General features: G+C 43.1%; 18 protein-coding genes, 2 pseudogenes and 1 CRISPR repeat array. Of the genes and pseudogenes, 8 read left to right on the top strand and 12 right to left on the bottom strand.

Annotation, left to right across the window (positions count from 1 at the left end):
• Together JL57_RS33655 and JL57_RS33650 are read right to left on the bottom strand one after the other, a co-directional pair.
• Positions 1-241 (bottom strand): hypothetical protein (locus JL57_RS33655; protein WP_291299758.1); only part of this gene is annotated, 241 nt, incomplete at its 3' end.
• Between the two features lie 112 nt (positions 242-353).
• A CRISPR array of direct repeats spans positions 354-907; the repeat unit is 30 nt; unit sequence GTCCGTAGCCTGCCTATAAGGAATTGAAAC.
• A gap of 109 nt (positions 908-1,016) precedes the next feature.
• A pseudogene (locus JL57_RS33650) lies at positions 1,017-1,325 on the bottom strand (type II toxin-antitoxin system HicB family antitoxin); the annotation flags it as partial.
• Positions 1,326-1,652: 327 nt separating this feature from the next.
• Between JL57_RS33650 and JL57_RS33645 the strand changes: the two are divergent.
• The 3 genes and pseudogenes from JL57_RS33645 to JL57_RS33640 form a co-directional block, all read left to right on the top strand.
• A complete protein-coding gene (locus JL57_RS33645; protein ID WP_291299757.1) occupies positions 1,653-1,790 on the top strand; it encodes a hypothetical protein in 138 nt (45 codons plus the stop codon).
• Between the two features lie 157 nt (positions 1,791-1,947).
• The gene (locus JL57_RS05885; RefSeq protein WP_034141132.1) at positions 1,948-2,199 is read left to right on the top strand and encodes a virulence RhuM family protein; all 252 of its coding nucleotides are present in this window, start codon (positions 1,948-1,950) and stop codon (positions 2,197-2,199) included.
• Positions 2,200-2,255: 56 nt separating this feature from the next.
• Positions 2,256-2,460, top strand: a pseudogene (locus JL57_RS33640) (DUF3102 domain-containing protein); the annotation flags it as partial.
• A 184-nt stretch (positions 2,461-2,644) separates the two neighbouring features.
• Here the strand turns inward: JL57_RS33640 and JL57_RS33635 are convergent.
• From JL57_RS33635 to JL57_RS05865, 6 genes are all read right to left on the bottom strand, one after another.
• On the bottom strand, positions 2,645-2,788 hold the full coding sequence (locus tag JL57_RS33635; RefSeq protein ID WP_291299759.1) for a LysM peptidoglycan-binding domain-containing protein: 144 nt from the start codon (positions 2,786-2,788) through the stop codon (positions 2,645-2,647).
• 187 nt (positions 2,789-2,975) lie between these two features.
• Positions 2,976-3,290 (bottom strand): CC/Se motif family (seleno)protein, encoded by a 315-nt coding sequence (locus JL57_RS36270; protein WP_366556987.1) that lies wholly within the window; start codon positions 3,288-3,290, stop codon positions 2,976-2,978.
• A gap of 75 nt (positions 3,291-3,365) precedes the next feature.
• Positions 3,366-3,743: a diguanylate cyclase gene (locus JL57_RS36265; protein WP_366556989.1), complete on the bottom strand. Its 378-nt coding sequence runs from the start codon at positions 3,741-3,743 to the stop codon at positions 3,366-3,368.
• On the bottom strand, positions 3,736-4,005 hold the full coding sequence (locus JL57_RS36260) for a hypothetical protein (RefSeq protein WP_366556988.1): 270 nt from the start codon (positions 4,003-4,005) through the stop codon (positions 3,736-3,738). Before JL57_RS36260 ends, JL57_RS36265 begins: the two co-directional genes overlap by 8 nt.
• 247 nt (positions 4,006-4,252) lie before the next feature.
• Positions 4,253-5,410: a UxaA family hydrolase gene (locus tag JL57_RS05870; RefSeq protein WP_034141129.1), complete on the bottom strand. Its 1,158-nt coding sequence runs from the start codon at positions 5,408-5,410 to the stop codon at positions 4,253-4,255.
• A 48-nt stretch (positions 5,411-5,458) separates the two neighbouring features.
• On the bottom strand, positions 5,459-5,746 hold the full coding sequence (locus JL57_RS05865; RefSeq protein WP_034141128.1) for a UxaA family hydrolase: 288 nt from the start codon (positions 5,744-5,746) through the stop codon (positions 5,459-5,461).
• Positions 5,747-6,279: 533 nt separating this feature from the next.
• Here JL57_RS05865 and hprK point away from each other — a divergent pair.
• Together hprK and JL57_RS33630 are read left to right on the top strand one after the other, a co-directional pair.
• Complete coding sequence (gene hprK, locus JL57_RS05860; protein WP_034141134.1) at positions 6,280-7,176, top strand: HPr(Ser) kinase/phosphatase; 897 nt, start codon at positions 6,280-6,282, stop codon at positions 7,174-7,176.
• Positions 7,177-7,183: 7 nt separating this feature from the next.
• Complete coding sequence (locus JL57_RS33630) at positions 7,184-7,375, top strand: hypothetical protein (protein ID WP_291299756.1); 192 nt, start codon at positions 7,184-7,186, stop codon at positions 7,373-7,375.
• Positions 7,376-7,558: 183 nt separating this feature from the next.
• On the opposite strand, the gene JL57_RS05855 is transcribed toward JL57_RS33630, so the two are convergent.
• Positions 7,559-8,326: a C40 family peptidase gene (locus JL57_RS05855; RefSeq protein WP_045691714.1), complete on the bottom strand. Its 768-nt coding sequence runs from the start codon at positions 8,324-8,326 to the stop codon at positions 7,559-7,561.
• A 489-nt stretch (positions 8,327-8,815) separates the two neighbouring features.
• On the opposite strand from JL57_RS05855, the gene JL57_RS05850 reads away from it, so the two are divergent.
• Together JL57_RS05850 and ubiB are read left to right on the top strand one after the other, a co-directional pair.
• Entirely contained in the window at positions 8,816-9,124 is a 309-nt protein-coding gene (locus JL57_RS05850) for a phasin family protein (protein ID WP_034141127.1), read from the top strand.
• Between the two features lie 190 nt (positions 9,125-9,314).
• Positions 9,315-10,991: a 2-polyprenylphenol 6-hydroxylase gene (gene ubiB / locus JL57_RS05845; protein WP_034141126.1), complete on the top strand. Its 1,677-nt coding sequence runs from the start codon at positions 9,315-9,317 to the stop codon at positions 10,989-10,991.
• A 12-nt stretch (positions 10,992-11,003) separates the two neighbouring features.
• Here ubiB and JL57_RS05840 read toward each other — a convergent pair whose 3' ends face one another.
• From JL57_RS05840 to JL57_RS05830, 3 genes are all read right to left on the bottom strand, one after another.
• Positions 11,004-11,693: a lactate utilization protein gene (locus JL57_RS05840; RefSeq protein WP_034141125.1), complete on the bottom strand. Its 690-nt coding sequence runs from the start codon at positions 11,691-11,693 to the stop codon at positions 11,004-11,006.
• A 29-nt stretch (positions 11,694-11,722) separates the two neighbouring features.
• Positions 11,723-13,150, bottom strand: coding sequence for a LutB/LldF family L-lactate oxidation iron-sulfur protein (locus JL57_RS05835; RefSeq protein WP_034141124.1), 1,428 nt, complete (start codon positions 13,148-13,150; stop codon positions 11,723-11,725).
• A gap of 168 nt (positions 13,151-13,318) precedes the next feature.
• On the bottom strand, positions 13,319-14,437 hold the full coding sequence (locus JL57_RS05830; protein WP_034141123.1) for an RNA-guided endonuclease TnpB family protein: 1,119 nt from the start codon (positions 14,435-14,437) through the stop codon (positions 13,319-13,321).
• 84 nt (positions 14,438-14,521) lie between these two features.
• On the opposite strand from JL57_RS05830, the gene JL57_RS05825 reads away from it, so the two are divergent.
• Positions 14,522-14,671, top strand: a complete 150-nt coding sequence (locus JL57_RS05825; protein WP_366556986.1) for a ribbon-helix-helix domain-containing protein — start codon at positions 14,522-14,524, stop codon at positions 14,669-14,671.
• Positions 14,672-14,794: the final 123 nt, after the last annotated feature.

The raw sequence follows: 14,794 nt of genomic DNA, 5'->3' as shown, positions 1-14,794 counted from the left end.
TAGCCAACTCTGTGCACATTTGCCGAAATGAGACAAATTCAGGACGAGTGAAGTACAAAACATGCATGCGAAATAAGATGACGGCATCCCAAGGCTTACGTCCCCGAGGATCAAGGATGGGCCGTGGGAACAGAAAGCGGATATATTCATCTTTAATGAAAGAAAGATAATCAATGAGATCCGCATTAAAACCAAGTGTGCTATAATATAGGGGTGAGAACATGTCTATCTGTATATGCAAGGTTTACACCTCTTCCTGTGTGATAATTTTGGTTTTGTCACCTTAATTTTACCACACCATGGATAGGGGTGTAATTATTTTTAAAGAACTTATGTTTGGTGCTGTTCAGCTTTTTGTAACAGACACTATAAGGAATTGAAACTCTAGTTCTAATTCTAATTCTTTATCTATATCTATGTCCGTAGCCTGCCTATAAGGAATTGAAACCCAAATAGCCAAGGACTCAAACGCATTCGGAGCAGGTCCGTAGCCTGCCTATAAGGAATTGAAACAATGCTCTATCTGGCCTATTCACAAGGTAACAGAGGTCCGTAGCCTGCCTATAAGGAATTGAAACTGGTATCAGGATAAAGAAAAGAGACTTAATTCAGCCTCGTCCGTAGCCTGCCTATAAGGAATTGAAACTGGGATCTATATTGCATGATGGAATCAAGAAACGCGTCCGTAGCCTGCCTATAAGGAATTGAAACCCTGAAGGGGATTGATCCTTCCGCCTACTCCTCCCGTCCGTAGCCTGCCTATAAGGAATTGAAACTTGCTGATTGTGCTACATCAAACGCTTCTGCCACCGTCCGTAGCCTGCCTATAAGGAATTGAAACATAACGTAGTAAAAGAGGGCGATACTGAGGAGCCAGGTCCGTAGCCTGCCTATTATTTTGTATAACGTTGTTTTTCAATTGACTTAATCCCAAGGGCATCCTTGATTGACGCTTGAAGAAGCTGCGAAAAATTCAGGCCTGCTTCTTCGCCAACATCGCGTAACCATTTAGGCAAGGTGCAATTTTTGGTTACAGACTTATTCGCGGCTTCGTTGCGATAGGGTGGCATATAAATCTCTACAAACACAATACGGTCATTTGCATCGAGTAAGGCGATATGTTCAGGAGCAGAAGGTATGGGGAGTGGCTGGTCTAGTTCTTCTTTTTCTAACAAGAGATCCACGAGCATTTCTTTTGCCTTTTTAATACCATCCGTAATATCAATACTCAAAATCGCTATTCCTGGGAAATCGGGGAAATACATACCAAGGCCTCCGTCATCGGATTTTTCTACAACTATTGGATAAATTAAATGATTGGACACCCAATCAACTCCTTTTTAATCTTTAATATTTGGTTTACACCAGGGGATAGAATCTAATCCCTGAGGTTTGTTCGATACTACTTAGAGTTCCTTTTGGGATTACTTGACCGCTGTGGTGAAAAGCTATTTTGCGTATCTGGTAGGGTCGGTTTTGTGTGAGTAGCGTACGCTCACAAAAACAACTGTGATCAGCGGAAAATATAATTTAAAAATTCTGAAAATTTAATATTCAGCACTATGAATTTATGAAGTATTATGATAATGTAATAATCAATATAAATAACTTTTTAGAAAAAGATATTGAGTTTTATGAATGGAGGGATTACTATGGCTAAATGTGAAAAATGTGGGGTTGAAGTTATTTCGACAGAGGAATTGTATGAAGATCGAGGGCTGAAAATTTGCGAGGATTGTAAGATCACGAGCACCTTTTCTCCGTCGCAGCCTTGTGGTGGAGTGAATTAGCTCACTCTGAAAAGTTCTTGATAGAGCGTACTAAATAAAGGGATAGGAATGAGCCTATCTCTTATTTCTTTACTGTCTTTAGGTTATGTAAGACGTTCCAGTAGGTAGCAGTGAGAGCTCTGACGTGGATTTGAATAAAATAGGGGGGCGAAAATCAATGAACCTGTCCCCCTGTTTCCCCGAGTCTGCCATCAGCCCCGCACCCTATGTGGGTGCACGGATTGAAAAGGGTAAGCTGTTTTTGAACGTACCAATGGAAGAAGTAGTATGTGCAAAATTTGCACATACTCCAAGGGCAGAAAAACCTAATACTAAATGCAATAACCTTGATGCCATCTTTGCATTGGGTTATCGTATCAACTCCAAAAAGGCTACACAGTTCAGAACTGGTCCACGCAAATCTCGATGAACCATATAATGGGAAAAAGCAATTATAATTCTACTTAAAAAAGCAGCTAATTAGGCCTGCTTCCCCATGGGGAATGGGACAAGAGGTTGAAGGAATCGGTTAGCGAACGGCCGACAGGCTGATGCAGCTCTTCGAAGAGTAGGGACGAAACTGCTTGCCTCCCCCGACAGTGACGGCAATCCAAATTCGTCACTGGTGACGAATTTGGCCTACATCCAGGCGCTCATCCTTCTTGGGATCCCGGAAGAGGAGCGGGAACAGTAAGGAAGGTGAATTTGAGAAATCTTTAGTACGGCGGCCGCAAGCAATGTTTATTGTTCAGGTGAGGAGAACAGCAGGACTTTATTTAATAACGCCTGTAGTCTGCCTAACGAGAAGAGGATGCCCCTTTGAGACATCCTCTGGAATATTCCAGTTTGTTCGAATTATCAAATAGAGATAATTTTTAATGAACTTTGATTTTCCGACCGATGAAAATCAGATCAGGATTCTTTATCCAAGGATTAATGTGAAGTAAGTGATGAATGGAAGTGTGGTGATGGTGAGCTATTTTCCAAAGGGTATCCCCTGGTTTTACAGTGTGGAACATCATATGCATGTTAAGCACCCCTTTTAACCAATTTATACCATAATATGTCTGGACGAAATTGAGAAGTGCACGGCCTCCGATAAACTGACAAAATATTTCGTAAATAGGGAAGCAGAACTCCACCTAAAAGAAGCAGGGAACGATTTCATTCGGAATCATTCCCTGCTTCTTTACACTAATCTATCCACTACACTGCTGCCCCTTCTAATTCCAACCATTTAAAAAACAATAGTTTCTTGAGTTTAATTCTAATTGCTGTTAAGCCATATCTAACTTTAAGCTTTGAAGAATAGTAAATTTTGATTCCATCTTGCTCAAAAACATTATATTGGAGTTGTTCGTTAGCCTGGGGTTCTCTGATAGAGAGTTTCGGTACGTAACGACCTGTTACGTTCGGGGCAGGGCATCATCCGCCTGCGGCTGGATTTAGCTTCAAGTCAATTACCAAAGAGCCTGATTTCGACTTAATATATTGTACAGCTTCTTTATCAACACTAAACATAGTGACCTCCTTCAATAACCCCACTGATAACATCATTATACACCTTGAAGGTTAGGATAGACAGTTTCTGCGTAATTAAGAAAACCATAATTCTGCAATAGTTTCTCTATATGACCTATATATGATGTTCTTTCGAGGGGGCTGTAGATTAGTTTCGATTCTACTTAAATTTGCCATATGGACTTTATTTCGTCCGAGTTGTTTAGCCATATAGAGGGCATTATCGGCATTATTAATAAAATCTGCAATCGAATCAGAGGCTTGGGGGATTAACTCAGCGACACCTAAACTAATCGTGACGCAGTCAGCTACACGAGACGTAGGGTGCTTGATAGCTAACTTCTTAATGCATTTTCTCATCCGCTCGGCAATATGAAAAGCACCTTTTTTATCAGTATTAGGTAAAACTGCGGTAAATTCCTCGCCACCATAACGAGCTACGAAATTAGCAATTGTGCTTGCTTTTTAAGCAATTCTTTTTGTCGATATATAAAAATCCTTGATCGAGGCTGTTGCTCACAATATAAATTTTGGGGATATCAGAGGTAGTTAAGTTGTCTATTTCCAACATTTTCATATCAAGGATTAAGAGTGCGAACTCATAGTTTCGTAGGTAATCTAAGCCTTCCTTAACGGATTTCGCCCTTATTATGTTGCAGTCAATAGTATTAAGATAGCCCTTTAAGATCAGTAAATTTTCAGGCTTATCTTCCACTATTAATATGTTATCTCCTACGGCGCTTCCATATGTGTTCACTTTATTCACACTCCAAGAATCTGAAAATTAATCACTAACATTGCTTAGTTCTTATATCGGAGAATGGAGACGAAATCTTTAGGTCTATTTCTTCGTTTTTTTACAAATGCGGTAGATCGACAAAGCTAAAGCTCCCCTAAAGCCTACGCAGATAGGCATTCCAGGGGAGCTTATAAATGTTAAACGTCACATTGTTTTAACAGGCTTAATAAGTAGGTCCTATTTTATATATTCCGAACTCTCGATATCCCAAGCTCTCCGCTTTGGTTCTTCGTCCATTTGCCACGGCAATGATTTCCTCAAAAATACGGTGCCCGGCTTGCTCGATGGTTTCTTCACCCGAAATGATGGGAGATGCGTCAAGATCCATGTTATCTTCCATCATTTTGAACGTCCGCTCATTGGCGGTTATCTTAATCACTGGCGCAATGGGGGAACCGGTGGGTGTTCCACGTCCCGTCGTAAAGATCACGACGGTTGCGCCGCCAGCGAGCATACCTGTGATCGAATCGATATCTTGCCCCGGGGTATCCATGATGTAAAGCCCTTTGCCTTGAGGGATTTCACCATACCTAAGAACGTCCTGAATGGGAGCGTGCCCGGCTTTATAAATACATCCTAAGGATTTTTCCTCAATCGAGCTGATGCCCCCGGCAATGTTGCCGGGTGTGGGTTGTCCATCACGAATGTCAACGTTTAAGAGCTTTGCTCTTTCTTCGCAGTCATGCACAATTTTAAACAGTTTCTCGGCTACGTCCTTTGATTTGGCACGGCGAGCTAGGACATGCTCTGCTCCGATGAATTCCGTGGTTTCGGACAACATGACGTTACCCCCGGCAGCCACTAACAAATCTGCGGCAATACCTGAGGCTGGGTTGGAGGCTAGACCGGAGGTGAAGTCAGACCCTCCACACTCGATGGCCAGGCTCAGTTCACTAAGATCTACTTTTTCGGGTTGAAGATGGGAGACTTGGCGTACTAATTCAGCTGCTTTTCGCAATCCTTCCGCTTCAGTTTTTAAAGTGCCGCCGATTTCTTGAATGATAACTACTTCGACGGGTTTGCCGGAGGTTGCGATTTCTGCAGCCGTTTCTCTGATGGGAATCCCTTCGCAACCAAGTCCGACGACCAGAACTGCAGCCACATTGGGATTCTTGCCAAAGCCGATTAACGTTCGTACTGTTTGCTCGTGGTCTGTACCGATTTGGCAACAACCGTGTTGATTAGGAAGGGCTATGGCTTCGGGAATTTGACTGGCAATATTTGAAGCGACGGTGCTCGAACAGACGGAGGTAGGGATAATTAAGATGTGATTACGTATTCCCACTTTTCCATCCGGTCGACGGTAACCAAGAATTTGCATTTAGTAATTCCTCCTGTAGTCCATATACCTTTATTTAGATAAATTAGTTCACTTGTCTCTGCGTCCGCGTTGGGTGTCCATGTTGTGAACATGGACATGTTGCCCAGGCTGAATTAAGGTAGTGGCCAATCCGATGCTTTCAGCATATTTGAGGATCTCTTCGCCGACCTTTATTTCTTGAATGGCAAATTTATGGCCGAGAGGTATGTCTTGCAGTAATTGGACGGTTCGTTCCGATTGGCCTACAAAAAAATGGATAATCGTACTTGGTGGGAAGTCATCTACAACCGTAGCTACGTTGTCTTTGGGATTTATGACAATCGCTTGCTTCTTCAAGGGAGGCACCTCCTAAAATATCAAAGATTAATGCTGATATTGGTTGTGTGATTAAACATAATCGGTATGGTTCAAAGAGAAAATGGGTCTTCTTATAGAATAACGGAAACAAGGGAGAGTTGTAAATATATTTGCCCAACCTTTAGTCATAAGAGCTCAAGTTAAAAAGGTGTATGAAGTTACGTCCTGCGTTCAAATAGCTTCAAAAGTAATCGGGTATGATAGAAAAGTGGAGAACTAAGGGTCAGTAAATCTTTTAAGCCTTTGTTAAAAAGTTCGGAAGGATATACGGTGAGTAAACTAGAAGTAATAATGGTTAAAGTTAAACAAATTCAGATCTTGTCATGAGGAAACAAGGAGAAAGGTAAAACTATTGGAGCAAGATTGGAATTTTGATTTTAGATTAACCCTTTAATAAACTTGAAAAATTGGGAAAAAAAGGGGAGGATCGGGGGGCAGGCTCTCGTTTTGACCAAAACAGGGGACCTGACCCCTTGTTTTCCCCCTTCTCCCTTAAGAAAGAAGGGTGCAAATTGCTTACTGTAAATCAGTTAGTTGAGGAATTTAATTTTGAGGTTTTAGCAGGGCATGTGGGGTTAGACAAGGAAATCACGGAGTATAGTCTAAAACGTCCGAGTGCTGAATTAGCTGGCTTTTTAAAGCATTTGACTCCTAAACGCATACAAGTTTACGGACGGACTGAATTAGGGTTACTCCAGCAGTATGATGATTCGGTACGTCGCTCAAAGATTGCCCAAGTCATGATTGCAGAAGTACCTTGTATAATTATTACCCGGAATTTAGCGCTTCCGCTTGAGTTTATCGAATTAGCCAGTGAACGGAAGATTCCTCTTTTGAGCACGCATCGCTCTGCCACCCAACTTTTTTATCTCTTAATTCGTTACCTCATTAACCAGTTAGCTCCCATTACGGTCGCACATGGGGTGTTAGTCGATGTGTATGGAGTGGGGGTTTTGATTACTGGTGAAAGTGGAATTGGTAAAAGCGAGGCGGCTTTAGAACTCATTAAAAACGGGCATCTGCTGGTTGCTGATGATGTCGTGAAGGTTCGCCGGGTTGATGAAGAGAGATTACTAGGCACCGCCCCGGCACGAATTCGGCATTTACTTGAGTTACGTGGTTTAGGAATTCTGGATGTGACGACTCTGTTTGGAGCAAGTTCCGTAAGGGATGAAAAAGTTATTCAGTTTATTGTTCACTTGGAGGAATGGCAGGAAGAAAAAATTTACGATCGTATTGGAATTGATGTGCCAAAAACACGAGAGATCCTAGGGATTCCTATTCCTGAGATCACGGTTCCAGTCCGCCCGGGGCGTAATCTGGCTACGATTATTGAAGTTGCCGTTATGCAAAATAGGACTAAGTCTGCTAAGAGCAAGACACACCTCCATCTTAGGGACATGCGATGAATATATTATGAAGCAGATTATTGAGGAAAGAGAAGAAACGTGTTCAATAGTCAGTAAGCTTGTTAGGCTTAGGATTTTCCGTAATCGAGTTGAGGGTGGCTCTATGTATGAAGGAGAAATCGTCGGTTTTGATTGCGGCTCGTCGAGTACAGATTGTTTATCAAAATGTCATTATCAGATGATGATGAATGATTTTTAAATAGGGTGTAACAAGCTTGAATTAACAAGTTGTTACACCCCCAGTCTGATAATGAAACTTGGCTTGCGCCAAGCCTTAGTTGCACTTATGCTTCCAGACGAAGACACTGTCTTCGCACGGATTAGCCTTCTCGCAGTATATAACATAAAGTTAATACTTTCTGATTAGTATAAAATAATTGAGTTATATTACTCGTTTGGCACCGACATATGCGGATTTCCAATAAGTTCCGAGCGCATAGATGGTCACACCTTTAGAACTTGCAGCGTTGATGAATTGTCCATTACCAACATAGATGCCATCATGATCAACCACTCCATTTTTCGCCAAGGAGAAGAAGACTAAATCGCCTGGCTGAAGATTGCTAAAGGAGACAGCCGTTCCGACTTTATATTGATCACGTGATACTCTAGGAAGGCTAATACTGTTTTTGGCAAAAACGTACTTAACAAAGCCTGAACAATCGAAGCCAGCGGGGGTCGTTCCACCGTAGACATATTTTACGCCGATATATTGTTTAGCGGTCGCAATAATCGCACTTGCTTTCCCTGATTGAGAGGTGGTTTTAGGAGGGGTAGGTGTACTAGTCGGAGTACTAGCTGGTTTACTGGTCGGAGTACTTGTTGTTGGGGCACTGGTCGAAGTACTACCCGATCTGGATGCTTGTGGTTCCGCCTTTTTGGCCGGGGGTGTTGGCGTGTTTGTCGTAGCAGGAGCGGGTTCTGAGTTGGTGGCAGGGGGATTAGTAGGGGTCGCTGGAGCTGATGTTGCTGGAACATTTGCTTCCACTTCTGGCAAAATAGCATTCGCTGTTTGAATTTCTTTTGTGTTTAGATCACCTGTTACAGTGATTGGGTTTATAGTGATTATTGTCACAAATAAGAATGCAGAAATGATCGGTGCGAGGATTCTAGCTAAAGTAATACTGTACATCTTTGTCATGTTCTTCATCCTTTCGTTCTTTGTTTGTTATTTTTTTAGTAAAGCAAGGTGCTTAACCTCACGACAAGATTGTATCGAAGACTTTCCCAAGTATAACGGATAAAACTCGGTTTGTCTTTGGTACATAATGGATGAAAGCCTACGACCTATAATTAATGCAACTTGTTATGCTTTTAGATAAATAAGTTTTGCTGTTTTTGTAAACAATGATTAGTGTATAATCTATAACGTTGGCGGGGTTTGAATTTTTGAAGTCGCTGTCGAAATGCGAACTACAAAATTCGAGGGATCAGAAGTATTTTGAACTTTTAAAACTAGTCAGAAAGTATAACTTGCAGCAGTATTGCATAAGTGCAACTAAGGCGTTCGACACAGGACGTGTCTAGTGCCGAATGCGCCATAGATGACTTAGCATTCGACCGACCGCTTACGCCTGAAGGCTTGGAACTAGCCAAGTCTTCTTTATAGGAATGAATAAGAATAAAGGGGGAGAATTTCATGAAAGACCTTATTAAAAAGGGTTTGGCCCTTGGCTTGGGATTGGCTGTGGTTAGTAAGGAACAGATCGAGAAACTGGTCGATGAATTAGTTAAAAAAGGAGAAGTAACTACTGCCGAGTCGAAGGATCTTGTGCAGGAGTTGTTTGAAAAAGGGGAAACCGAGAGAAAACAAATTAATGAGCGTTTTCGAGGACAGTTTGCTCAGCTCCTAAAGGACCTGAATATACCCACTAAGACAGATCTGGACCATTTGGAACAACGGATAGCGGCTTTAGAAAAAGTAAAAGAGGAATCACTGCCAGAATAATCCCGGCATAAATTCGAGAATAATGATTAGATCCAAGACAAAAGGCCTGCTAATCTCATAGTTCGAAGTAAGTAGTTCGCGGTTCTTAGAGAGTTAAGGTCTCTGCAAAAATAATACTATAATAAAATACTAACTCATCTCATGAACGAACCGCGAACTACGAACCTCGAATAGAAGGGGACGTTTTCTGATGATTGGGAAAAGAATACGCCATATTAAACGTTATAGAGATGTCGCTAAAGTCCTAGCTCGCCACGGGTTTGGTTATGTAGTGGAAGAGATGGGACTTTTACATATGTTGTCCCTACCCAAACGGCTTTTCACAGACACAGAAGAGATTGATCGATTATCAATGGGGGAACGGATACGCCGGGTAATAGAGGAGTTAGGTCCAACCTATGTCAAAATTGGGCAGATTGCCAGTACCCGAGCAGATATTATCCCGGAAGATATTCTTCAGGAGTTGGAAAGCCTTCAGGATAATGTGCCCTCCTTTTCCTTCGAGGAAGTCGCTCGAATTATCGAACAAGAACTAGGTTCCCCCATCGAGGTGAATTTTTCTTCCTTTGATGAGAAACCGATCGCAGCTGCTTCCATAGGTCAGGTTCATCGTGCTCAGTTACGGACGGGAGAACGGGTAGCTGTCAAGGTACAGCGCCCTAATATTAAGGCATTAATTGAAACAGATCTGGAAATCCTTTTAGATTTAGCGACGCTGGCCGAACACCGTATGCCTAAGATGGAACGTCTCCAATTGCGTGATGTGGTAGAGGAGTTTTCGAAATCCCTTCGTAATGAGCTGGATTATACCATCGAAGCCAGAAACGCCGAGAAAATCGCCAAACAATTTAAAAAGGACAGTATGGTTCACATACCGTCCATTTATTGGGATTATTCCACGCGCACTGTGCTGACCATGGAGTTTGTAGAAGGCATAAAGCTTAATCAGTTTGAGATGATAGAGAAGCAGGGATTTGACCGCAAAGCTGTCGCAGAACAGCTGGTTCGCTCTCTCTTCCATCAGGTTCTAATTGAAGGTTTCTTCCATGCTGACCCACACCCCGGAAACATCTTTCTTTTAAGCGATGGTGCGATTACCTTGATTGATTTTGGTATGGTCGGAAGGCTTACCAAAGATATGAAGCATAATTTTGCCTCGATGGTGATCGCGATGATGCGTCAAAATACGGAGAGTATGATTCAAGCCGTCTTGCGAATAGGGATAGTGCCCGATGAGGTTAACCTTCCGCTTCTAACCCATGAAGTGGATGAGTTGCGAGAAAAGTATTTGGATGTTCCCATGAGTCAAATCAGCTTAGGGGAGGCGATTAGCGATCTTTTTAAAGTCGCCTTTCGTCATCGAATCCGTATTCCTTCAGATTTTACCCTGCTGGCCAAGTGCTTGCTGATTCTTGAAGGGATCGTAGAAAAATTGGATCCAGAGCTGAGCATTTTAGATATGGCTGAACCCTTTGGACTGCAACTTCTTAAGGAACGCTACCGACCCAGCTCGATTGCGGGCAGGGTCTGGCATAACGTTTCGGATTTTGGTGATCTGCTAGTAAGTCTTCCGAAACAAATGAAAGTTCTCATGCGAGATTTGTTGGGAGGGCGTATTCATTTAGAAGTCAGTGTTCCGGAACTGGATAGTTTTTTGAGGAAATTAGATCGCATCTCCAACCGAATTTCGTTTAGTATTGTCTTACTTTCCTTCAGTATTGTCATGGCGGGTCTGATTATTGCCTCTGCTTTGGCGCCTCAACCCATTTTACTTTGGCAGATCCCTGCTATTGAAATCGGCTTTATCGTTGCAGGGGTCATGTTGCTTTGGTTGTTTGTGTCAATTTTTAGATCCGGGAAGTTTTAAAGTTTCTTTTGTCTAAACGTCGATTACAATCACATAAACTTCGATAGGTCCATGGACTCCGATCGATAAATCCATTTCGATGTCGGAGGTTCGGCTGGGACCGGAGATCATCTCGATGGCTGACGGAGGGCTGCCTAACTCTGAAATCTCTTCCCAAACCTCATTGAGGTTATCCCGAAGTTTTGCTGCTTCAATAAAGCAGAGATGTCGAGGGGGGAGTAGGCTTACAGCTCGCCCTCGTTGGGGGCTGCTATTAGTGATTACTGTTCCAGAGAGTGCGATTCCCCAATCAGCCCCTGTGATGCCAAGCTCAGCTTGGGCAGCGACTGAATAACGATCTCGAGGGTCCGGGGCTGACATAGTATAGCGGGCTAGGGTCCAGTCTAGAGTTGAAAAGACAGATTCCGCTAACGGTGGCAAACTATCCCACGCTAAGAGGGCTAACGGATTGCTTTTGACCCAGGTCAACGGGAGGTCCCCGAACCATTCTTTAAGACAGGTCAAGGCTTCGTTTTCTGTTTTGACGATGGCCCCTTTGCCCCCAAGGGCCTGCCAATTGTGGAGGAAGATGGTGGTACGCTCTCCGGGGTTGGATAACCGATATTGGGGTACTTGAAAATCGACAGCAGGTGGAAGATCAGTAGGGGTGGGACGTCCTAACCTGGACGCCAGTTGGCTGATAAAATCGTTAACGTGTGACATAGCTCTCACCTCTCATCTCAATTAGGGATTTAATGTGGCGATTTACGGCTAGCCTTTGAGTCGGCCCAAATTTGCATGAAGGATTTTGGGGCGACCATCGGAAGAGTGCGGCTTTTAGTCCAGTTGGAAAGGGGTGGGGGACCGCCTGAGATTCGTCCATTCCGAACAAAAGGCCATTGTAGACGAGAGCCTAGACGTAGTGCCCTGCGCAAGGTCTTTTCATGAGTGAAAAAGTAGCGAAACGCTTTGAAGATTTGTTGCTCAATTTGAGGTGTATGTCCACTGAGAGTTTTACGAGCTCGAAGGTTTACTAAGAGATCATGAAGTGGGATGTGTACAGGGCAGGCCTCTGAGCAAGCACCACACAATGAGGAGAAGAAGGGGAGGTGTCCCCATTTTTCCCAATCTTTTTCCAAAAGTGGCGTGATCACAGAGCCGATGGGGCCTGAATAAACAGAGCCGTAAGCGTGCCCTCCAATTTGACGGTAGACGGGACATACATTAAAGCAGGCCCCGCAGCGAATGCAATTCAAAGCAGGTCGGAAGGTCTTATCTCCCAGAATTTCAGAACGGTTATGATCGAGAATCACGAGATGGAACTCCTCAGGGCCGTCCGAATCGGCGGTTTGCTTAGGTGGGGTGAGGATGGTGGTGTAGCTGGAGAGCCTCTGCCCCGTTGCGCTCCGAGCTAGTAGGTTGAGCATTACGTCTAGTTCTCGAAATGAGGGAACGATGCGCTCCATGCCCATGAGGGTGATTTGAACTCGTGGCAGAGTACTAACCATCCTCCCGTTTCCTTCATTGGTGACCATGACGATGCTTCCCGTATTAGCGACGGCGAAGTTGCAGCCGGTGATACCGATATCACCATGGAGAAATTGTTCACGCATTTTGATGCGGACGAAACGAGTCAGCGTGGGGGTGTCAGAGCTTAAGGCTTGACCAGCGATGGGTTCGAATAAATCGGCTACTTGCTGGCGGGTTTTGTGCATCGCCGGTACTATAATGTGCGAGGGGGGCTCACCGGCTATTTGGATGATATATTCTCCAAGGTCTGTCTCCACACTGAGCACACCATCTGCTTCCAATGCCTTGTTAAGATGGATTTCTTCAGAGATCATTGACTTTGATTTAATGACATTCTTAGCATTATGCTTACGGACAATATCCCGGACAACGGCGACTGCATCCTCTGGAGTTTTGGCAAGATGAACCTGCACGCCTCGTTTTTCAGTTTGCTGGATCAGTTGTTGTAAATAATAATCGAGATTCTCAATCACATGTTTTCGGATACTTGCTCCAGCGTTACGCCATTCCTCCCAAGATCCCAGTTCATCAGCTGCTTTGTATTTGTTGTTGCGCAAGCGGTCTGTCGCCCTGCGCGTAGCTTGTCGCAAGAAGTCATCAGCGAGGGCCTTATCCACACGTTGATCAACGGTAGGATTGTACATGGTCATAGCTTCATTCCCGTTGCCAAAACTTTATAAAAGTCTATTAAAGTTCTGTTTGCTTCCCTATTCATCGTGTCCGATTTTGCCCGAAGGCTACTTTCGTTTGATATAACACTCCAAGGGCTTAAATTCCGATGCAACGAATCGTACACATTAGTAGTGTCTTTTAGGTGACTAGACTACTAATTGGTATCTCGAAAGATTAATGGAAGCATTGAAATCTCGATCTATTACCAAACCACATGCACAACTGTATACTCTATCCGACAACTTCAAGTCTTTCTTAATAGCTCCACAACTCGAACAAATCTTACTCGAAGGAAACCATTTGTCAGCCTCAACAAGTTCGATACCATGTTTCTCACACTTGTATTGGAGCTTCAACTTAAAGTCATACAGTTTTTGTTGAGCAATTGCTTTCGATAGATGCCGATTTTTCATCATACCCTTGATGTTTAGAGTTTCCACAACCACTTTGCAAGGCTTGGTTTTCACAATTACATTGGTGGCTTGGTGAATATGATTACTTCTGATTCCAGTTAACTTTCGATGTAGCACACGGATTTGCTTCTCAACTTTTATAATGTTGCAGGTTTTGACGAAACGGACTCCTTTCTTGTTTTTTTGATACTTTCGAGAAACTTTACGTTGCAACCTACGAAGCCGTTTCTCTGGCTTCTTGACACTTTGAGATTTGTTAATGTTTTTGAACACCATACCATTAGAGCAGGATGCAAGGACTTTGATCCCAAAATCAATGACGATGACTTCACTTGTCAACTGCTCATTATCTTGCTCTTGCTCGATTCCAACTGCTAGGTACCAATACTTTCCGTCAAATGAAATACGAGGGTTAGTGTACTTTTGACCTAGTGGCAATTGTTCCGAAGTCTTGATCCATCCGATTTTCTCAATTAGGACGATGACTTCTTTGACCTTTAGTTTCAAGTTATCGTTGTAGAATGAAGGTTTAGACTTCCTCCTGCTCTTGAATGTGGGCTTTTCAGCTGAATGCTTAAAGAACTTCTTGTAAGCATCACAGGCATCCTTAACTGCTTGCTTGGGGATATTATTGGAAACATCCCCAAGCCAAGAGAACTCTTCCGTTTGCTTTAATTTGGTTAGCTCTTTCCTCAGATCATTGTCTGAAAGGAAATCTCCACCACTAGCATAGTTCTTCTCTTGTCTGTCTAATGCCCAATTGTATGCCCACCTTGCAGTTCCAGCCGACTTCCACAACTGCTGTTCCTGTGCTTCTGTGGGCTTGAGTCTAACTTTCTTTCCGAGGATCACTTGATATCACCTCCAAGGAAACTATACCATAGCGGCACCACCTTTACAACACTGTATTTCATTGCTATAATTACCTAGAGGTGAATGATAATGACCATTAGTGCTGATAATACGAGAACCAATATAACCATACCAAAGGCTCTAAAGAAGAAACTGGAAGCACTTGCTAAAGAACAGAATCGTTCCTTAAACAATTTAATCGTTACCATCCTTGAGAACTCTACTAAGAAATAGTAGGGTTCTTTATAGTTTCATAAGAATTTCTTACCTGTTGTTTCCCTCCCCCAGCAACTGAATAATATGCATTGTTTTGACTGGCTTTTTGATTTTTTCTAAGTAACCGGATATGTTCATCAG

Source organism: Desulfosporosinus sp. BICA1-9 (genome assembly GCF_000802135.1).
This window is presented reverse-complemented; position numbering and strand designations above follow the sequence as displayed.